Annotated in this window: 17 protein-coding genes and 1 riboswitch; of the genes, 7 read left to right on the top strand and 10 right to left on the bottom strand. The window is 63.6% G+C overall.

Features of this window, described 5'->3' with window-relative positions:
* Window positions 1–104: 104 nt before the first annotated feature.
* Window positions 105–482: a response regulator gene (locus tag GWE18_RS21660; RefSeq protein ID WP_275187729.1), complete on the bottom strand. Its 378-nt coding sequence runs from the start codon at window positions 480–482 to the stop codon at window positions 105–107.
* A 32-nt stretch (window positions 483–514) separates the two neighbouring features.
* Entirely contained in the window at window positions 515–1,390 is an 876-nt protein-coding gene (locus GWE18_RS21655; RefSeq protein WP_275187728.1) for an MJ0042-type zinc finger domain-containing protein, read from the bottom strand.
* A gap of 306 nt (window positions 1,391–1,696) precedes the next feature.
* Here GWE18_RS21655 and ftsE point away from each other — a divergent pair, with 306 nt between their 5' ends.
* The 3 genes from ftsE (at window position 1,697) to GWE18_RS21640 (ending at window position 4,145) form a co-directional block, all read left to right on the top strand.
* Complete coding sequence (gene ftsE, locus GWE18_RS21650; RefSeq protein ID WP_057855172.1) at window positions 1,697–2,356, top strand: cell division ATP-binding protein FtsE; 660 nt, start codon at window positions 1,697–1,699, stop codon at window positions 2,354–2,356.
* Window positions 2,349–3,320, top strand: a complete 972-nt coding sequence (locus GWE18_RS21645) for an ABC transporter permease (protein WP_057855171.1) — start codon at window positions 2,349–2,351, stop codon at window positions 3,318–3,320. The genes ftsE and GWE18_RS21645 overlap by 8 nt, the downstream gene beginning before the upstream one ends.
* 111 nt (window positions 3,321–3,431) lie before the next feature.
* Entirely contained in the window at window positions 3,432–4,145 is a 714-nt protein-coding gene (locus GWE18_RS21640; RefSeq protein WP_275187847.1) for a YdcF family protein, read from the top strand.
* An 18-nt stretch (window positions 4,146–4,163) separates the two neighbouring features.
* Here GWE18_RS21640 and GWE18_RS21635 read toward each other — a convergent pair whose 3' ends face one another.
* Window positions 4,164–4,757, bottom strand: a complete 594-nt coding sequence (locus tag GWE18_RS21635) for a gamma-glutamylcyclotransferase (RefSeq protein WP_275187727.1) — start codon at window positions 4,755–4,757, stop codon at window positions 4,164–4,166.
* Window positions 4,758–4,867: 110 nt separating this feature from the next.
* Between GWE18_RS21635 and GWE18_RS21630 the strand changes: the two genes are divergently transcribed.
* The gene (locus GWE18_RS21630) at window positions 4,868–6,055 is read left to right on the top strand and encodes a DUF2125 domain-containing protein (protein ID WP_275187726.1); all 1,188 of its coding nucleotides are present in this window, start codon (window positions 4,868–4,870) and stop codon (window positions 6,053–6,055) included.
* Between the two features lie 275 nt (window positions 6,056–6,330).
* On the opposite strand, the gene GWE18_RS21625 is transcribed toward GWE18_RS21630, so the two are convergent.
* The 4 genes from GWE18_RS21625 to GWE18_RS21610 form a co-directional block, all read right to left on the bottom strand.
* On the bottom strand, window positions 6,331–7,203 hold the full coding sequence (locus GWE18_RS21625; protein WP_275187725.1) for a universal stress protein: 873 nt from the start codon (window positions 7,201–7,203) through the stop codon (window positions 6,331–6,333).
* A 404-nt stretch (window positions 7,204–7,607) separates the two neighbouring features.
* Entirely contained in the window at window positions 7,608–8,546 is a 939-nt protein-coding gene (locus tag GWE18_RS21620; RefSeq protein WP_275187724.1) for a prephenate/arogenate dehydrogenase family protein, read from the bottom strand.
* Window positions 8,543–9,640 carry a histidinol-phosphate transaminase gene (hisC, locus tag GWE18_RS21615; RefSeq protein ID WP_275187723.1) on the bottom strand — a complete coding sequence of 366 codons (1,098 nt, stop codon included), beginning with the start codon at window positions 9,638–9,640 and terminating at the stop codon, window positions 8,543–8,545. The genes GWE18_RS21620 and hisC overlap by 4 nt, the downstream gene beginning before the upstream one ends.
* 29 nt (window positions 9,641–9,669) lie before the next feature.
* A complete protein-coding gene (locus tag GWE18_RS21610) occupies window positions 9,670–10,530 on the bottom strand; it encodes a chorismate mutase (protein ID WP_275187722.1) in 861 nt (286 codons plus the stop codon).
* 177 nt (window positions 10,531–10,707) lie between these two features.
* A riboswitch (SAM riboswitch) is annotated at window positions 10,708–10,787 on the top strand.
* An 83-nt stretch (window positions 10,788–10,870) separates the two neighbouring features.
* On the opposite strand from GWE18_RS21610, the gene GWE18_RS21605 reads away from it, so the two are divergent.
* The gene (locus GWE18_RS21605) at window positions 10,871–12,142 is read left to right on the top strand and encodes a homoserine O-acetyltransferase (RefSeq protein WP_275187721.1); all 1,272 of its coding nucleotides are present in this window, start codon (window positions 10,871–10,873) and stop codon (window positions 12,140–12,142) included.
* Between the two features lies 1 nt (window position 12,143).
* Window positions 12,144–12,812 carry a methionine biosynthesis protein MetW gene (metW, locus tag GWE18_RS21600; RefSeq protein ID WP_275187720.1) on the top strand — a complete coding sequence of 223 codons (669 nt, stop codon included), beginning with the start codon at window positions 12,144–12,146 and terminating at the stop codon, window positions 12,810–12,812.
* A gap of 95 nt (window positions 12,813–12,907) precedes the next feature.
* On the opposite strand, the gene GWE18_RS21595 is transcribed toward metW, so the two are convergent.
* Entirely contained in the window at window positions 12,908–13,780 is an 873-nt protein-coding gene (locus GWE18_RS21595; protein ID WP_275187719.1) for an alpha/beta hydrolase, read from the bottom strand.
* A gap of 258 nt (window positions 13,781–14,038) precedes the next feature.
* On the opposite strand from GWE18_RS21595, the gene GWE18_RS21590 reads away from it, so the two are divergent.
* Window positions 14,039–14,905, top strand: a complete 867-nt coding sequence (locus GWE18_RS21590) for a TIGR02594 family protein (RefSeq protein WP_275187718.1) — start codon at window positions 14,039–14,041, stop codon at window positions 14,903–14,905.
* A 181-nt stretch (window positions 14,906–15,086) separates the two neighbouring features.
* Here GWE18_RS21590 and GWE18_RS21585 read toward each other — a convergent pair whose 3' ends face one another.
* Window positions 15,087–15,362, bottom strand: coding sequence for a hypothetical protein (locus tag GWE18_RS21585; protein WP_275187717.1), 276 nt, complete (start codon window positions 15,360–15,362; stop codon window positions 15,087–15,089).
* A gap of 82 nt (window positions 15,363–15,444) precedes the next feature.
* Window positions 15,445–18,765, bottom strand: a complete 3,321-nt coding sequence (locus tag GWE18_RS21580; RefSeq protein ID WP_275187716.1) for an adenylate/guanylate cyclase domain-containing protein — start codon at window positions 18,763–18,765, stop codon at window positions 15,445–15,447.
* Window positions 18,766–19,041: the final 276 nt, after the last annotated feature.

Genomic DNA, 19,041 nt, shown 5'->3' with positions numbered 1-19,041 from the left:
CGCGTATCCATCATCTTCGCAGGAGCCTTCTCGGACGATGGATTGCCGGGTCAAGCCCGGCAATGACGAGTGGAGGACGGGGCGCCATGCGGGCAACTTCCGAACTACCCCGCCTTCCCGGCCGCCAGCGCGTCCGCCACCGCCGTGCGGATGTCGTGCACCGCGAACGGCTTTGTCACCACGTCATGCACGATGGCGTTGAGGCCGGAGGCGCGTTCGCGCTGATCGGCGAAACCGGTCATCAACAGGATCTTCAGGTTGGGAAAATCGCGCGCCGCCGTCAGCGCCAGCGCGATGCCGTCCATCACTGGCATCTGGATGTCGGTCAGCAGCAGGTCGAACATGCCTTGCTCGCGGGTCAGGATATCGAGCGCTTCGGCGCCGTCCTCGGCGGTGACGGTCTCATGGCCGTCCATGGCGATGGCGCGCGCCACCAGGGTGCGCATCGAATCCTCGTCGTCGGCTATCAGTACGCGTGGCATTGGTCTCTCGCCTCAGGGATGCCCGGTCTGGTTCAGGCGTGGCCGCCCGCCAGATCCCGCTTGTTGAAGAAGCGTACGTCGATATTGCGGCCTTCGGGCGGCGGCGAAGCCAGCCGCGACTTGAAATAGGCGCGTTCGCCGGGCTTGAGCACCGGCTGCTCGAGCGCTGCGTTCCAGGCGTAGATCTCGGTGCCCTCCGCGTCGCGGACGGAAAAGCGCAGCCGCGGCAATTCGACCGGCTTTTTGGTCTCGCCTATGATCACGCCTTCGATGACCAGCACCGGCTTGCCGTCCACGGTCTCGTTGGTGACCTTGATGTCCTTGAACGCCAGCCCGCGCAGGTTTACGTCCAGCCCGACCATCTTGTAGAACGTCGCGGTCTGCGGCAGCAGACGCACGACGTCGGTGCGCCAAATCATCAGCGCCAGTATCAGCGCGCCCATCGCGGCGCAGGCGGTCGGCAGGCCGACGGAGGGCATGAATGGAATGCGGGGCAGGGCTGGCAGCCGGAAAAGACGCGCCAGCCGTTCGCGGTGGGTGGTGATCCGGACCTCCTCATAGTCCTCCGCGTCCCGCCGGGCGACCGATGGCCAGTCGCTATCGCCGCCCTGGTGCGAATCCTCGGCCTCGGCCGGCCAGCCGGCCGAAATCGAGGGGCTGTCGACCACCGGGGCGTCCTGGCCCTCTTCCTCGCGCGCCAGCGCCTCCCATTCGGCCGCCGCATCGTTCACGGGCGGTGGGCTCGATGGCGCCATGGCGGGCACGGCGGCCGCCATTTCGATCGCGTCCTCAGGCCGCGCCAGCCAGGTTTCCTTGCAGCGGGAGCAGCGGACGGTGCGTCCGCCGGCGCCCAGGGTACCCGGATTGATGGCGTAAGATGTTGTACAATGAGGGCAAACGATATGCACGGAGCCCATCTCCACAGTGTCTTTGCCTCGATGCTACATAGCGACCGTTAACGAATCGGAAACCATAACGGTCGCAAAACCGTTTTGTCCGGTTAGTACCCAAACCAGCGGACTACGAGCCCAAAGTCCAGGTTCGGGTCCAGGTTCAGGTACAAGTCCGGGGTTTCCGGCCACGGTCTACGCTGAGCGGAGCTCGGCCACGGTCCACGCCGAGCGGAGCTCGGCAACTGCCCACGCCGAGCGGAGCTCGGCAACTGCCCATGTCGAGCGGAGCTCGACCACGGCTCATGTCGAGCGGAGCTGAGCTTGGTTCGGTTCGAAAATGTTGGTTTGCGGTACGGGCTCGGCCCGGAGATTTTGCGCGACCTCTCCTTTGTGATTCCGGCCCATTCGTTTCAGTTTCTCACGGGACCCTCGGGCGCCGGCAAGACCTCGCTGCTGCGGCTGCTGTTTCTGTCGTTGCGGCCGACGCGCGGTCTCGTCAATCTGTTCGGCCAGGATGTCTCGCTTCTCGGCAAGGATCAGATCGCGAACCTGCGCACGCGCATCGGCATCGTGCTGCAGGATTTTCGACTGCTCGACCACATGACGACCTATGAGAACGTGGCGCTGCCGTTTCGCGTGATGGGCCGTGAAGAATCCAGCTATCGCCGGGAGGTGATCGATCTCCTGAGATGGGTCGGGCTCGGCGAGCGCATGGATGCGCTGCCGCCGATCCTGTCCGGCGGTGAGAAGCAGCGCGCCGCGATCGCGCGCGCGGTGATCTCGCGGCCACAATTGCTGCTGGCGGACGAACCGACCGGCAGCGTCGATCCGACGCTCGGCCGGCGCTTACTGCGGTTGTTTATCGAATTGAACAGGCTGGGCACCGCGGTGATCATCGCGACCCACGACATCACGCTGATGGACCAGTACGAGGCGCGGCGGATGGTGCTGCACCAGGGACGGTTGCACATCTATGAGTAGGGCTGGTGACGAGCATGGGCCGCTGGTGGACCTCGGCAACGAACGTCCGCAGGTGCCGGCGCGCGCACGCAACATGTCGCCGATCGTGCCGCGGGCATCGATCTCCGGCCGCGCGCTGGTCGCCGTCGTCGCCATCATGACGTTCCTTGCTTCCATCACCACCGGCACCGTGCTGCTGGTCAGCGCGTCCGCGGCGGAATGGCAGTCCGAAGTTGCCAGCGAAATCACCCTTCAGGTGCGCCCGCAATCAGGCCGCGATCTCGAGCGCGATATGACCGCGGCGGCGGAAGCGATGCGGACGCAGCCCGGCATCGTCCAGGTCAAGCCGTTCAGCAAGGACGAATCGGCGAAATTGCTGGAGCCGTGGCTCGGCAGCGGCCTGTCGATCGATCAACTGCCGGTGCCGCGTGTGATCGTGGCGCGCGTCCAGCCCGGCACCACGCTCGATCTTGCGGCTTTGCGCAGGGCCGTGATGCAGGTGGCGCCCACGGCGAGCGTCGACGATCACCGCGCCTGGATCGAGCGCATGCGCTCAATGACCGGGGCGACCGTATTCGCCGGCGTCGGAATTCTCGCGCTGGTGATCGTGGCGACGATTATCTCGGTTTCGTTCGCGACCCGCGGCGCGATGGCGGCGAACCGGCCGATCGTCGAGGTGCTGCATTTCGTCGGCGCCGGCGACCGCTATATCGCCAACCATTTCCTGCGGCATTTTCTCAGGCTCGGGCTGGAGGGCGGGGTGATCGGCGGCGGCGCCGCGATGCTGGGTTTCGGCTTCTCCGAATCGATCGCCGGCTGGTTCTCGGGCACCCCGGTTGGCGATCAGTTCGCAGCACTGTTGGGGACATTTTCGCTGCCGCCCTCGGGTTACCTGGCACTCGCGGTACAGGCCGTGGCCATCGCCGCCATTACCGGCTGGGCCTCGCGGCGAACGCTGTTCGCCACGCTGGACGACATCGATTGACGCGGGCAGTGGGGGGCGGCGAAGCATGTTCTGGGCATGATCCGGGGCCGGGACTCCAATTCGCGTAAAAACGTTCTAGAATTGTACATGGGAAGAGGATCGCCGGACTACATGGATCTGCAGCACGACGACAGCATGCCGAGAGCGCCGGCCGCGCGGCCGCACGGATGGCTGCGCGCGGCCATCGTCGGCACCATGGCGATCCTGTTCGTCGGCGCGGCCATGGGCTTCGTCGCCTTCCTCTCGCAATTGCGCGGCGTCGAAATCAAGCCGTCGCGCAGCGCCGACGGCATCGTGGTGTTTACCGGCGGCTCGTCGCGGGTGTCGGATGCGATGGAATTGCTGGCCGGCGGTTACGGCAAGCGGCTCTTGATTTCGGGCGTGCATCCGACCAACGCCGTGAGGGACATTTCGCGCTCGCTGCCCGACAACCAGTCGCTGCTCGGCTGTTGCGTCGATCTCGACCGGTCCGCCATCAACACGCGCAGCAATGCCGCGGAGACGCGGCGCTGGGCCCGCGAGCGCGGCTTCAAGTCGCTGATCGTGGTGACGTCCAACTACCACATGCCGCGCGCCATCCTGGAATTGTCGCATGCAATGCCTGACATCACGCTGATTCCGTTCGCGGTGATCGGCGAGCGATGGCGCGATGAGCCGTGGTGGACCAGCGGCGCGACGCTGCGTCTCTTGCTGTCGGAATATGTGAAATATGTCGCCGCCGAGGTGCGTGTCCGGCTGGCCGATGCCGGCATTGAACTCGCGCCCGAATCCTCCGATCAGCCCGCGCAGGCGCCGCGCCGGCCGGCCACGGCGCAAGCCAACTGACCGGCTTTCACCTGCTTGCTAAAGATTCTGCGCAGGAGCGGGCAGCGGATGCTGGTCGTGCAGCATCGCCGCGAGCCGGTGCAACTGCGAATCGCGAAAGCCGGCCGCCTCGATCGCCTTTACGGTGGCCAGAACATAGTCGCGGTTGACGCCGGACTGGCCGTGCCCTTGCAACACGTGACGCAATTGTTCTGCCAGCGACAGCCGTCCGGCATATTGCACATGGCCGCGGTCGACCACGTAGACGAGCGCGCTGACGCGCTGGCGCGCCTCGTTCTCCAGCCACACCGATCGTTTCACCTCGCGGTACACCGAGGTGACCTGCTCGCGCTCGCGCAAATAGGCGATGGTTGCGGCGCGATTCTTTTCCGCGATCCGGAACGCGACGCCGCGACAGGCGCCGCCGCGGTCGAGCCCGAGCACGAGGCCGGGCTTTTCCGGCGTGCCGCGATGCACGAAGGAATAGACGCAGAGCGCGCGGTGTTCGCCGATCAGCCGTGCTGGAACCCGTTCGAGGAAGTCGAAGCCCGGGCGCCACATCAGGGAGCCGTAACCGAACACCCAGAGGTCGCCTGTCGAGAATTCCGTATCGTTCATGGTAGTCGCGGACATGCCTGCGCATCGCTACCAGAACCGCGCGACAAAGCGAAGTGGATTCAATGCCTTTTGTTGCGGGAAGTGGATGCTTACATTTGACAAAATCGCTAGCCAAAGGACGCCGCATGCCTGACATGAACCCTGCGCCGCGCCGGCGCCCGCTGTGGCGCCTCTTCATCTTGCCTGCACTGCTCGTCGTCGCCGCCGCGGCATGGAGCGCGTTCTGGTTCTATGCCGCTTCCGAAGTTGGCGTGCGCGCCGACGCGTGGGCGGTGCAGGAAGCGAAAGCCGGCCGGGTCTATGCCTGCGGCAAGCGTTCGGTGGCCGGCTTCCCGTTCCGCTTCGAAGTCCGCTGTGACGATGCCAGCGTGTCGCTGATTTCGCAGACCGCAGGCGCGCAGGTGCCGTTCGTGGCGCGGCTCGGCGAGATCATGGTGATCGCGCAGATCTACCAGCCGAGACTCCTGATCGCCGAGTTCAAGGCGCCCGCGACGCTGGCCGATCGCGGCCAGCCGCCGTCGATGAAGGTGAACTGGACGAGCGGCCGCAGCAGCGTGACGGGGTTACCCGATATTCCGCAGCGCGCGTCCATCGTGTTCGACAATCCCTCGATCGACCGTGTCAACGGACAGGTAGCGACGCCGCTCGCGCGCGCCAATCATGTTGAACTGCACGGCCGGCTCGCGGAGGGATCGCCCGCTGCCAATCCGGTGATCGAGACGGTGCTGCAGATAGCGGGCGGCAGCGTGCAGGAGTTGCACCCGGTGCTCGCCGCGCCGTTCGACGCCGACATCCAAACCAAGCTCACGGGCCTGAAGGATTTTACGCCGAAGCCGTGGCCCGAGCGGTTCAGGGAATTGCAGGCGGCGGGCGGCCATGTCGAGATCGTGCGGTCGCGGATTCAACAGGGTGATCTGATCTCGTTGGCCGCGGGAACGTTGCGCCTCAACGCCCAGGGGCGGATCGACGGCGAATTGCAGATGACGGTGACGGGACTCGAGCGAGTGATTCCGGCGCTCGGCATCGAAAAGATGCTGGAGGAGGGCGTGCCGCAGGCAACGCTCGATCGCGTCGCGCCGGGCGTCAAGACGCAGGATCTCAACAATCTGTTCGGCGCGCTCGACAGGGCGATCCCGGGCCTCGGCAAGGCCGTCAAGCAGAACGCCAATGCCGGCGTCGCCGCAGGCATCAACTCGCTCGGCAAGGAGGCGGAGCTGGAAGGCAAAAAAGCGCGCGCCTTCCCGCTGCGCTTTGTTGACGGCGCGGCGTTTCTGGGTCCGATAAAAGTGGGGCAGGTGCCGCCGTTGTTTTGATGTGCTCCGTCGTCCCGGCCAAGCGAAGCGCGAGCCGGGACCCATACGCCGCAGCAGGCGTTGTGTTTCGAGATGATGGCCGGCTTTCTCTGAAAAATTGCCGAGTGTGGTTATGGGTCCCTGCTTTCGCAGGGACGACGATAGGATTCACTCCGTCTTCTTCAGCGGCCGATGCGGGCGGCCGAAATCCGTCACGGCCCAACCCGCCTTCGGCGAGTGAGGCTATAGCGTTGGCGTCGGCGGCAACCCGAGCTGGGATTGCGTTCTGACGAGGGCTAATGCGCCAAGAGAACGGGGCGTGCAGAAGCGTTCTTAAGGATGTGGCGCGTGGCCCCGCCCAGAAGCATCTCGCGCAGGCGGCTGTGGGAATAGGCGCCCATGATCAGCAGGCCGGCTTCATGCTCTGCCCCGGCCGCGAGCAGCGTATCGCCCACCGAGCGCAATTCCGGTGCAACCACCTGCGCGGTCGCAGCAATGCCATGACAGCGCAAATAAGCAAGCACCTCCGACTGCGAGGCTTGGCGATTGCTGGCGTCCCGATCAACACTTATGACCTGCACTGATTTGGCGAGTTGCATGAACGGTATGGCAGCCGAGACCGCGTGCCAGCATTCCGGACTCTCGTCCCAGGCGATCATCACGCTGGCGGTCAGATCACTCTGCAGGCTAGCCGGCGCCAACAGCACGGGGCGACGGGTCTGCAGCAACGATTGCTCTGCAATGGCCATAAGCGATTCCATCACGGTGGCGCTTGCGGCGACCATCAGGTCGAAGGCAGCGGCCCGTTGCACCGCGATTTCCACATACGATCCCTCGGCTTCGCGCCAGGATGCTGCGAGCGGGCTGCCGGGCTCGTCGCTCGCCGATAGCATCGGGATGCCGACTACCGCGCAGGCCTGCGCAAAAACCTCACGCGCATCCTGCACAGTTCGCTCCCGTTCCTCGGCGTGCCGGTTTGCCAATGCGACGGTCGCCGCTCGTCCCATTTCGGTGGCCGTTAGGCCGCCACGTGTGACCGGCGGCGGCTCACTGATGAATAGTGCCTGGACGTGAGCCCCCAACGCCTTTGCGGCAGACAGCGCCGTTTCAATTTGACCGGTGTGACTGGCTGAGCCGGGAAGTGGAACCAGGATTCGCTTGATGCTCATGAGAGCCTCCTGCGATGCCGCCGTTTGCGACGACAGACGGCACATGTGTGTGTTGAGCCGAAAGCAAAATCGCGCAATCCCGCCTAGTTCATAACTCCCAGAACACCCCAAAGTTCCGGAGATCGCAGGCGTGCCGGTCCTACTCCCTCTGTTTGAGGGAAAGGTTCATGCAAGCCTCGGGCGCTTAGCGTCGCGAGAACGCGAACGCATACTCAATTGTCGTCACCCGCGAAAGCGGGTGACGACAATATTGCAGAGACAGCAATGATTGAATCGGAAAGCCGCGGCGTACTGGACGCCTTCGCGGGTATGACGACCTAGTGTGGAGCGGCCACCTCCGTCATTGCGAGGAGCGGGCAATGACGATGGAACGTCCGGCACGCATGCGCGAAGCCGCGCCCTTCTCACTCCGTCTTCTTCAGCGGCGGATGCGGGCGGCCGAAATCCGGCGCGGCCGAATCCTGTCCGATCTCGACGATGCCGCGGCGGATCGCGCGGGTGCGGGTGAAGTGCTCGAACAGCGCCTCGCCGTCGCCACGGCGGATGGCGCGGGTGAGTTTTGAGAGGTCCTCGTTGAAGGTGCCGAGCATTTCCAGCACGGCCTCCTTGTTGTTCAAGAACACGTCGCGCCACATCGTCGGGTCGGATGCTGCGATGCGGGTGAAATCGCGAAAACCGCCGGCGGAGAATTTGATCACTTCCGACGACGTCACCTGCGCCAGCTCGTCGGCAGTGCCGACGATGGTGTAGGCGATCAGATGCGGCAGGTGGCTGGTGATCGCCAGCACCAGATCGTGGTGGTCGGGCGTCATGATCTCGACCCTGGCACCCATGCCGGCCCAGAATGCGCGGAGCGCTTCGATCGCCATCGGATCGGTGCCGTCGGGTGGCGTGAGAATGCACCAGCGGTCGATGAACAGTTCGGCGAAACCGGAATCGGGGCCGGAATGTTCGGTGCCGGCCACCGGATGCGCCGGAACGAAATGAACATTTGGCGGCAGATGCGGCGCCATCTCGCGGACGATCGCGCCCTTCACCGAGCCGACATCGGAGACGATCGCGCCGGCTTTCAGGTGTGGCGCGATTTCCTGGGCGACCGGACCGCAGGCGCCGACCGGGATGCAGAGGATCACGAGGTCGGCGTCCTGAACGGCCTCTGCGTTGGTTTCCAGCACGCGATCGACGATGTTAAGTTCTGTCACCCGCGCGCGGGTTTTTTCCGAGCGTGCGGTGGTGACGATTTCGCTGGCGAGCCCCTGGGCCCGCGCGGCGCGTGCGATCGAGCCGCCGATCAGGCCGAAGCCGATCAGCGCGACGCGTCGGAAGATCGGCGCCGCGCTCACTTGACCGCCATGAAGTCGCGCAAGGCATCGACGACGAGGCGGTTGGCCTCCTCGGTGCCGATGGTCATGCGTAGCGCATGCGGCAGGCCGTAATTGTTGAGCGCCCGCAGCACCAGGCCGCGCTTGGTAAGGAACGCGTCCGCGTCAGTCGAGGTCTTGCCCTTCTCCGTCGGGAAGTGGATCAGCACGAAGTTGGCCACGCTCGGCGTCACCTTGAGCCCGAGCTTGCCGATCTCCTCCGTCAGCCAGTTGCGCCACTCTTCGGTGAATGCCTTCGATATCTGGACATGCGCGGTGTCCTCGATCGCGGCGACTGCCGCCAGCATCGCCGGCGTCGAGACGTTGAAGGGCCCGCGAATGCGGTTGACCGCGTCGATGATGTGCGCAGGACCGAACATCCAACCGATCCGCAAAGCCGCCAGCCCGTGAATCTTGGAGAAGGTGTGCGTCATCACGGTATTCTCGGTGGTTGCCACCAGCTCCAGGCCGAGCTCATAGTCGTTGCGCGACACGTAGTCGGAATAGGCGGCGTCGAGCACGAGCAGGACATGCGGCGGCAATCCGGCGCGCATCCGCTTGACCTCGTCGAACGGCACATAAGTTCCGGTCGGATTGTTCGGATTGGCGAGCCACACCAGTTTTGTGCGCGGCGTCACGCGCGCCAGAATGGCGTCTACGTCGGCGGTGAAGTTGGTCTCCGGCGCGATGACGTTCTTGGCGCCGTTCGCCATGGTGGCGATCGGATACACCAGGAAGCCGTGCGTGGTGGAGATCGCCTCATCGCCCTGGCTGAGATAGGTGTGCGCCAGGAGGTTGAGGATTTCGTCCGAGCCGGCGCCGCAGATGATGCGGTTGGGATCGAGTCCGTAGGCGCGGCCGATCGCCTCGCGCAGCACCCGTGACGTTCCTTCCGGATAGTCCTCCAGATGCGCCGCCGCCTCCTTGTAGACTGCTATCGCCTTCGGCGACGGCCCGAACGGGGTCTCGTTGGCGGACAGCTTGAACACCTTGCGGCCCGGCTCCGGCATCGGGGTCTTGCCGGGCGTGTAGGGCGCAATATCGAGAATGCCGGGATTCGGCATAGGGCGGTTCATCTTCAACTCCGGAAATTGCGGGCTGGCCCTTAAGGCTTGGCCGACCCGTTCGGGGGCACCGTATAGCGCGTTGCGTGGCTGCCGACGAGAGCCGAAGAGCGCACCGAGGCGCCGGCCTGGATCAGGGCTGTCTTGATCTTCTCGAAGCCGCTGCCGGCATCCGACACCAGAAGCGCCGCCCCGTCGAAGGCGGTATCGGGCACGGCGACGATCTCGGCGAGCGGCGCCAGCGCGCGGGCGATATCGGCATTCCACCCCGAGACGCGCACGCTCCACATCTGGACTTCCGTCACCATGGCGTCGTCGGCGACCCGCGAGATCACGAAGACGGGCAGCGCCGCCGGATGATCGGCGCGTTCGAGGAACGGCAGCCTCGCGATGATCTTCGGCGCGCCGGCCGCCTCGAGCGCGATCCACCACGGCGTGCGGCTCGAGATCGCCGAGACCAGCGCCAGATCGCCCTTCGATTTCGCCACCGCCTCGACGGCGGCTTGCGCGCTGAAATGGCCGACATAAGGCACGACGAAGCCGAAGTGAAACCGCGCCGAATCCCGCATCGCAGGCTCGCCGACGGAGACATCCGCATGCACGGCGAACGGCGCCTGCACGTAAGTGAACGTCGAGATGATGACGCGCCAGATGCTCTCGATGGTGTCGAGCGGCAGGATGCCGCGATGGCGCTCGACCAGGCTGCGCATCATGCTGGCCTCGCGGGCGGGGCGGAACGCGGAGCCGACTTCCTGAGTCTGCTTCACCTGGATCAGCCGGTCGATGATGTCGCCACGCGCAATCAGCAGGCGATGAACCTGCTCGTCGATCGCGTCGATCTCCTTGCGCAATTCCTGCAGCGAGGGCGGAGCCGGGGGAGGCTTGGAGGGAGCCTTGGACATTTCGAGTAACCTGACGAGAGCTTTCCTGAACAGCGGCGCGCGCTGTGCCTTTCAAGGATGAAGCCCGTTCTCTCTCATGGCTCAAGATGGCGCAAGCGCCTCCTTACCATGAGGGCATGTGCTGCCACGGTTAACCATGCCCCTGCCTTGACGAAAGGGCCGCTTCGGACTAGTTTTGAGCCATTCCGTGGTCATTTGAGCCGGCCGGCTTGCAGCCACGTTAAACAACTCGCTAAACAGGCCGGGGACAGAGTTGATCCCGGCCGAACCTTTGTTCAGGCCGGGTTTTTTATGGCCTGATTTCTGTCTGTAGAGCCTCCGCGAGGAGGTCGGTGCCGATATGACCGACGTCGTACCATCGCTACCCAGTCCGGCGATCCATAGTGAGGATCGCGCGCAGGAGGCCGATCATCCTGCTTCGCAGGTAGTGGAATTCGGCATGGACCAGCCCTTGAGGCTCGATTGCGGCGTCGATCTGGCGCCGTTTCAGATCGCCTATCAGACCTATGGCCAACTCAACGCCGATCGTTCCAATGCCATCCTGATCTGTCATGCGCTGACGCTCGACCAGCACGTCGCCAATTCGCATCCGCTGACCGGCAAGGCCGGCTGGTGGCAAATCATGGTCGGTCCCGGTCGTCCGCTCGACACCGACAAGTATTTCATCATCTGTTCGAACGTGATCGGCGGCTGCATGGGATCGACCGGTCCGGCCTCGACCAATCCGGCTACCGGCAAGGTGTGGGGCCTGGATTTTCCAGTCGTCACGATCCCCGACATGGTCCGCGCGCAGACCATGCTGCTCGACCGCCTCGGCGTCGAGACGCTGTTCTGCGTCATCGGCGGATCGATGGGCGGCATGCAGGTGCTGCAATGGACTGCCGCCTATCCCGAGCGCGTGTTCTCGGCATTGCCGGTCGCGTGCTCGACGCGCCACTCGGCACAGAACATCGCATTCCACGAACTCGGCAGGCAGGCGGTGATGGCCGATCCCGACTGGCGCGGCGGCCGCTATTTCGACCAGCGCACCCATCCGCATCGCGGCCTCGGTGTGGCGCGGATGGCGGGTCACATCACCTATCTCTCCGACGCCGCGCTGCACCGCAAGTTCGGGCGGCGGATGCAGGACCGCGAGTTGCCGACATTCTCGTTCGACGCGGATTTCCAGGTCGAAAGCTATCTGCGTTATCAAGGCTCGTCCTTTGTCGAGCGCTTCGACGCCAACAGCTATCTCTATCTGACGCGGGCAATGGACTATTTCGACATTGCCGCCGATCATGGCGGCGTGCTGGCAAAAGCGTTCGCCGGCATCAAGACGCGGTTCTGTGTGGTTTCGTTCACCTCCGACTGGCTGTTCCCGACCTCGGAATCGCGCGCGCTGGTCCATGCGCTGAACGCATCGAGCGCGAGGGTGTCGTTCGCGGAAATCGATACCGATCGCGGCCACGACGCCTTCCTGCTTGACGTGCCGGAATTCTTCGACATTTCGCGTGCGTTCCTGCAATCCGCAGGCAAGGCGCGCGGTCTCGACAGCGTAGCGTTTTCAAGCGAAGTGGATACCGGTTCGCGTGAAGAAAGCGCGTTAAAACGAAAAAGCTCTGGAGGTGGCTGACATGGCGCTTCAGGAACAGGCCTTGCCGCTCGGCGGCGTAGCTCCCGACCGCACCGGCAAATTCCGCACCGACCACCTGCTTGTCGCCGAGATGATCGGGCGTGGGGCGAAGGTGCTGGACGTCGGCTGCGGCGACGGCGAGCTGCTGCAGCTCCTGGAGAGCCGCGGTATCGACGGCCGCGGCATCGAATTGTCGCGCGAGGGCGTCAACCGCTGCGTCGCCAAGGGCCTGGCGGTGGTGCAGGGCGACGCCGACACCGACCTCGTCAACTATCCCGACGATGCCTTCGATTACGTGGTCCTGTCGCAAACGCTGCAGGCGACACGGCAGCCGAAGGTCGTGCTGGAGAATCTACTGCGGATCGGCCGGCGCGCCATCGTCTCGTTTCCGAATTTCGGCTTCTGGAAGATGCGGCTGCAACTCCTGATCGGCGGCCACATGCCGCGCACCGAGAATTTGCCGGCGACCTGGTACGACACCGCCAACATCCATTTCTGCACCATCAAGGATTTCGTCGAGCTGTGCGACGCGATCAATGTCAAGATGGAGCGCGCAGTGGCGCTCGATCTCTACGGCCGCCCGGTGCCGCTGAACCTGCCGTGGTGGGTATGGAACATGTTCGGCGAGCAGGGCGTGTTTTTGCTCAGCCGGGGCAGGGTGGGGAAATAGGCTCCGCCGTCATTGCGAGGAGCGCAGCGACGAAGCAATCCATGTCTCCCCGCGTTGAAGCATGGATTGTTTCGCCTCGCTCGCAATGACGGAGGCTATACCGGAGTAGCCACCATCGACCTCGGATCGCGCACCGGCCATCGCCCGGCCTCCACCAGCGCGATGAACCGCTCGACCATCTCGTTGAACAGCGCCGGCTCTTCCAGATTGAGCACATGTCCTGATTTCGGAAAGAACGACAGCCCCGCCGCCGGCAGATGCTGCTTCAGGAACAGGCTGGGTTCGATGCAATTGTCGTCCTCGTCGCCGCACAGGATCAGCGCCGGTGTCGGCACGCGTCGGACCGCCTCCGTCATGGTGTAGATCGACGGCCGCTTGCCCTGAAAGCTGCGCATCGTGTTGGCCGAGCCCTTGGCGTCGTGCCGCGCCAGCGCGGCGTAGAAATCGGCATGGCCGCGCGGGTCCTTCAGCAGGAACGGAATCCGGCTCGGCGCCTCACGCGTAACCTTGGCGACTTCCACCGAGCCGATCGCCTCATACTGCTCGGCATTGGCCCGGCATTGCGCACGAAAGGCGTCGAGATTGTCGAGCGACGAGCCGGCGCCGACGGCGGCGAGCGTCATCGACAGCGCACGGTCGGCTGCGTTGAGGCCGACCTGCAGCGAGGAATAGGAGCCCATCGACAGGCCGACGAAATGCGCTTTGGCGATGCCGAGGTGATCGAGCACGGCGAGCGCATCGGTGTAGAAATACTCATAGGTGTAGACGTCCGCCGAGACCGGCACGTCGGATGGCGTGTAGCCGCGTGCCGAATAGGCGATGCAGCGGTGGCCGCGCGAGAAGTAACGCATCTGCGGCTCCCAGTTGGTATGGTCGGCCGCGAACTCGTGCAGGAAGATGATCGGCGTCCCGCTTCCGGCCTCTTCGAAGTAGAGGCGGACGTTGTCCTTGGCGGCGGCATAGGGCATTTCGTTTTCCTCTCGATTTTCTTGTTTTTGCGCAACATGATTACGCGCTCGCCTCTAAAAATTGCAGTTAATTCTTTGGCCCGCAATGCGGCGGAATGGCGTCATTTTCGCCGCTGAATCAGCGCGAAATCACCCCGAAATTGTTTCCGTGCCGCCATATGAAATCTTCCTCTCGTCACATCGCCAAACGCAAAACGCCGGCCGCGTTCGTTCGTACGCGAATGCAAAGGGGAAGTTGGGGTGTAAAGAGGATTGAGTATGAGTCAGTTGTTTGCGTTTCGCCGGTCGCTTCGTTTCATCGCGCTGGCACTTTGTTCGGCTTCCATCTTCGTATTTGTCTCTCCGGCTTCAGCAAGACCTCACCACGGCGCAGGGCGGCACGCTCGCGCTCATCACGCCGGCCATCACGTCAAGCATTACGCATATCGCCACCATCGCCATGCTATCAGGATGTCGCGCTGGGAGCGCAGGGTTGCGCGAATGCAGGCCGGCGGCTTCGCCGCCATCAACCCAAGCTTCACGGAAAGCAGCGCCCAGATGGGTGCACCTGGCGGCTTCACCTCGTCCAACGCCGTCACAGCAACGCGCACCGATCGCGCCAGCCGTCGTGCACGGCTCCGCCACGCTGCGCACGCATCGCGCTGGGAGCGTGGCGTTGCGCAAATGCGGGCGCGCGGTCTTGCCGATACCAATGCGAGCGTCGCAACGAATGCGAGCGTCGGGCCGAATGAAACCGGGACGCCGACTACCGGCGCGACGGCCTCAAGCTTCAGCTCATCGAACGTTGTCGCTGAAGCGCGCAAGTATCTCGGCGGCAACCCGACCGGGCGCGGCAGCCTGTGGTGCGCGCGGTTCATGAACATGGTCCTGCAGCATTCCGGCTATCGCGGCACCGGCTCTGACATGGCGAGCTCGTTCGCGAAATACGGCCAGCGCGTTTCCGGCCCGCAGGTCGGCGCGATCGCGGTGATGTCGCGCGGCCGCCGCGGCGGCCATGTCGGCATCATCACCGCTATCGACGCCAAGGGCAATCCGATCATGATTTCCGGCAACAACGGCAACCGCGTCCGCGAGACGCCGGTCTCGCGCGGCCGGATCTACGCCTACGTCATGCCGACGAGTTGAGCGACAGCATCCAGGACTCGTAGGGTGGGCAAAGGAGCGCTAGCGACGTGCCCACCATTCATCCCTGATCGCGCTGCTTGATGGTGGGCACGCTTCGCTTTGCCCACCCTACGGCGCTGACGGGGAGTAGCCGTGGTCAGCGGAGATTCGACGATGCCCGCTTTGAGCGATGGTCATTCGCTCACGGGAGCGGCTCGACCTTCGCCGCCATGTCGGGGGCGCGTGTGACGCGATATGTCGCGTTGCTGCATTTGAGGACCCAGACCGCGCGGTCCGGCTGTGAGCGCTTCCTGTCCCTGGTGGCGCCGAGCGCCTTGTCACAGGTGTATCCCTGCGTACGAATCTGAGCCGCCAGCATAGTCTGCGGCGTTTCGGCCGCAACCTGTTGCGCCCGCACCTGCGAGCTGAAAAGGACAGCCGCGATAGCCAGGAGTAATGATCCCTGTGTTTTGCGCATGACTTCAGCCCCAAGGTAGGCATCCCATTCGTCTGGATGCCGAACTATACAGCAAAAACACCGGCGTTGTCCGTGGCCTTTATCAACGAAGCTCGCCGAGCAACGCCTTGGCTTTTCGAAGGTCGCTTGTGTCAAAACCTTCGGTGAACCAATCGTAGATGGGGGCGAGAAGGTCACGTGCCGTTTGCCGTTTGCCCTGATCGCTCAGGAGCCGCGCCAAGCTCATGGCCGCACGCAATTCCCACGACTTTGCCTGCTGCGCTCGCGCAATCGTCAGGGAATGCTCGAAATACGCCTGCGCCTTCGCCTCGCCCCGCTGCGGCGAGTTGAGCGCGATTTCGCCGGCAACGCGATGAGCCTCAGCCTCGCACCATCTTTCCTTGGTTGTTCGCATCGCCGTCATTGCGTTGCCGATGCAGCGCCAGGCATCATCGAATTGGCCCGAATCCGCATAGGCGATTGCCAGCATGAACTCCTGCTCTGGTGTAAATATCGTCGATCCGGCCGATCGCCATAAATCAATACCCGCCGTGACGGTCTCGACGGCTTTCGCGGCTCCTGTGAGGGTTAGGATATAGCCCCGCCGTAGCACGCCTTCCGCTTTTCGGAACGGGGCACCTTTCTCCTCCGCCAGCGCGACAAGCTCTTTGAGATGCTCGTTTGCCGAGTGGTAATTCCCGCAATAGGTATTAACAAGAATCGGGAAATTCAGCGTAAACATCAGAGTGGCAGCATGCTCAATCTGGCGCGCTTCCATTAGCGCGCAGTCTGCGTCGTTCAGCGCAGCTTGGGGATAGCCGAGCAGCCACGAGGCCATTGAACGAAAGGCCAAACACGTTACGCGTAGGTCCTGGCCAAATCGCGTCATCAATCGCCGGTGCTCGGCGGGGCGATAGAGAGCGAGCGCTTCATTGTAGTGCGCCTCGGCCTCAACGAGATCCCCCCTCAACGCGAGCGTACTGGCCATGGTACGGTGTCCGATCATGAGCGGGACCGTCGCTCCTTCCTTCTCGCCAAGCTCCAGAAACCGCGCTGCGAGCTCGCGCGCAACGTCACCATTGAAGTTTATGAAGTTGACGATCCACTGGCCAAAGAGGGCTGAGAGGAGCAGCGAAGGATCATCGGGCGGCTCTCCAAGCTGTTCCGCTTGTTCGATAAACGCCCTGGCCTGCGCCACGGCGGTCTTGGTTTCGGGAGCGCCATATCCCTTGACATGCATGAGCGTGTTCACGAGCGCGACTTGCAGAATGATCTGCTCGCGCCGCAGGTCGGGCGCGCTGGGCAAGGTTGCTATTTGCGCCAGCGCCTGGCCAAGCTGTTCGGCGGCTTCGACGAGCGCCGAGCGCTCCTGTGACCGCAGTCCCGCCTTGCCCCACAGACGCGCTGACTTCGCGATCAGGTCGGCCTTTGTGTAGTGACGCGCGAGCAGCTCGGGTTGGCTCTCGGCTATTTCTGGGAACTGACTTTCAAGGATTTCGGCGATACGCGCGTTCAGCGCGCGCCTCGGCTCTCGCAGCAGCGTACTGTAGGCTGCGTCCTGCACAAGCGCATGCTTGAACAGGTAGAACGCATGCGGCGGGATGCCCTGTCGAAACAACAAACCCGCCGCAATGAGCCGGTTGAGGTCGGCATCCAATTCCGCTTCCGGCTTTCGCGCGACCGCCGCCAGCAACATGTGCGGAAATTCCCGGCCGATCGCCGCGCCGACCTGCGCCACGTCCTTCGCCGGGCCGAGCCGGTCGAGCCGCGACATCAGCGACGCCTGCAGGCTTGCCGGAACCGCCACGACAGGCGTTGGTGCCCCTGCGCAGGCCCGCTGCACATCACTCTCACCCTCTGCGTCCAGCACTGCCTTGGTCATCTCCTCGGCGAACAGCGGAATGCCGTCGGTACGCTCGATGATGTCCTGGCGGATGTCCGCCGGCAACGATCGGTTGCCGGCGACTCCCTCGATCAGGGAATGGATGTCGCACGGCGCCAGCCGGTTGAGGGTAAGCTCAGTCACATGCGGCCGTCCGATCCAGGGCGGGCTGAATTCCGGCCTGAAAGTAACAAGTATCAAGAGCCGGTGGCTCACGGCCAGGTCCACCGCCCGGGCGAAGAATTCGAGGCTGGTTGGATCGGTCCAATGCGCATCTTCGAAAATCATCAGCACGGGATTGATCCGCGCCAGTGCCTCGATGTGCGAACCAAGAGCTTTCAGCGTTTTCTGACGGCGGAGCTGCGGTTCGACTTCAACCGGAGGGTAGCGTCCATCGCTGGGTAGCGACAGCATTTCGGCAAACAGCGCCGCATCCTCCGAAGGCGTCGAGCTTTGCGCCAGCAGCGCGTCAAGCTTGTCCGTTTTCACTTGCTGGCTGTCATCGTGAGCAAAGCCAGCGGCGCGCCACATCTCGCCGATCACCGGATAGAGCGTGCTGTCGGTATGCTGCGGCGAGCAGAAGTACTGCACGCGAATGTGCGGCTCGCGAGCAAGCTGTTCCAGCAGCGCGACGGTGAGCCGTGATTTGCCGATCCCCGCTTCACCAGAAAGCAGCACCACCTGACCTTGGCCACTCTTGGCCCGCTTCCATCGACTCAGAACTAGCTCCATTTCTTCATCACGGCCGATCAGCGGCAGTACAGCGCAGCTTTGGAGAGCGTGCGATCGGCTGGTCACCGTTGTCTTGCCGGCGACTTGCCAAGCAGCGACTGGTTTTACGAAACCCTTGATCTCGACTTTACCGAGATCGAGATACTCGAATTGCGGTCCCGCGATCGTCTTTGTGCGACCCGAGATAACAACGCCGCCGGGTTGTGCGAGCGATTGCAGTCGGGCGGCAAGATTCGGGGTGTCGCCGAGGATGCCATGCTCCTCGGAAATCGCGCTATCCGACATATCGCCTACAATAGCTACGCCCGTTGCAACACCGACGCGCGCGCTCAACTTCTCTTTCGCGGGCAAGGCGGCGATCGCCTGCACCAGTGCAAGGCTGGCTTGAACGGCGCGCTCCGCATCGTCTTCGTGTGCCTGAGGATAGCCAAAGCATACGATCGCGCCGTCCCCATGATGTCGCGCGACAAAGCCGTCGAAGCGGGCAACGGTTTCAGTAATGCAGCGCCGGTAGCTGGCGATGATTGCGCTGAAGTCCTCGGGATCGAGCCTCGCGGAGAGCGCAGTCGATCCGACCAGATCACAGAACAGCACCGTAAGTTGCCGGCGCTCGATCGGGCGCGAGTCCCGTGCCGTCGGTACTACCGGCGGAGAATCCACGCGCAATTTGATCCCGCAGTCGCCGCAAAACTTGTTTAGGGCCGGGTTTGCCGCGCCGCAGGCCAGACAACGCCGCACTACCGCCGCTCCGCATTGCCCACAGAATTTCCTTTGCTCCGGGACTTCGGCTGCGCAATTCGTGCAGTGCATCCGGACCTCAAACGGATATCGATAACGCCATTACGATGCGCCGGAACGATGCGCCGGAAGTCGAAGGCACCATATGATCTTGGTCACAACTCCGGGTGATCGGTCTCAAGGTTCCGTTATTATGCCTCTAAAGCGGACGTTGTTTTTCACGGGATGGGTGGAGCGAAGCGATACCCATCAATATCTCCGTTCACACCGGCGATGGGTTTCGCGGAGTTTATCATCGGTGCGGTCGCGGTACCGAAACGCAACAGCCGGCCACAATCAGATTTCAGC

The sequence above is a fragment of the Bradyrhizobium sp. CSA112 genome, from assembly GCF_029051645.1.
Classification (GTDB): domain Bacteria; phylum Pseudomonadota; class Alphaproteobacteria; order Rhizobiales; family Xanthobacteraceae; genus Bradyrhizobium.
The sequence above is the reverse complement of the archived record's forward strand: the minus strand, read 5'-3'. Positions and strand labels throughout refer to the sequence as shown.

Bases quoted from the DNA above. Each gene is read 5' to 3' on its own strand.
- GWE18_RS21660 (WP_275187729.1), bottom strand. From the start codon at position 482: ATGCCACGCGTACTGATAGCCGACGACGAGGATTCGATGCGCACCCTG.
- GWE18_RS21645 (WP_057855171.1), top strand. From the start codon at position 2,349: ATGAGTAGGGCTGGTGACGAGCATGGGCCGCTGGTGGACCTCGGCAAC.
- GWE18_RS21640 (WP_275187847.1), top strand. From the start codon at position 3,432: ATGGATCTGCAGCACGACGACAGCATGCCGAGAGCGCCGGCCGCGCGG.
- GWE18_RS21635 (WP_275187727.1), bottom strand. From the start codon at position 4,757: ATGTCCGCGACTACCATGAACGATACGGAATTCTCGACAGGCGACCTC.
- GWE18_RS21630 (WP_275187726.1), top strand. From the start codon at position 4,868: ATGCCTGACATGAACCCTGCGCCGCGCCGGCGCCCGCTGTGGCGCCTC.
- GWE18_RS21625 (WP_275187725.1), bottom strand. From the start codon at position 7,203: ATGAGCATCAAGCGAATCCTGGTTCCACTTCCCGGCTCAGCCAGTCAC.
- hisC (WP_275187723.1), bottom strand. From the start codon at position 9,640: ATGAACCGCCCTATGCCGAATCCCGGCATTCTCGATATTGCGCCCTAC.
- GWE18_RS21610 (WP_275187722.1), bottom strand. From the start codon at position 10,530: ATGTCCAAGGCTCCCTCCAAGCCTCCCCCGGCTCCGCCCTCGCTGCAG.
- GWE18_RS21605 (WP_275187721.1), top strand. From the start codon at position 10,871: ATGACCGACGTCGTACCATCGCTACCCAGTCCGGCGATCCATAGTGAG.
- metW (WP_275187720.1), top strand. From the start codon at position 12,144: ATGGCGCTTCAGGAACAGGCCTTGCCGCTCGGCGGCGTAGCTCCCGAC.
- GWE18_RS21595 (WP_275187719.1), bottom strand. From the start codon at position 13,780: ATGCCCTATGCCGCCGCCAAGGACAACGTCCGCCTCTACTTCGAAGAG.
- GWE18_RS21590 (WP_275187718.1), top strand. From the start codon at position 14,039: ATGAGTCAGTTGTTTGCGTTTCGCCGGTCGCTTCGTTTCATCGCGCTG.
- GWE18_RS21585 (WP_275187717.1), bottom strand. From the start codon at position 15,362: ATGCGCAAAACACAGGGATCATTACTCCTGGCTATCGCGGCTGTCCTT.
- GWE18_RS21580 (WP_275187716.1), bottom strand. From the start codon at position 18,765: ATGCACTGCACGAATTGCGCAGCCGAAGTCCCGGAGCAAAGGAAATTC.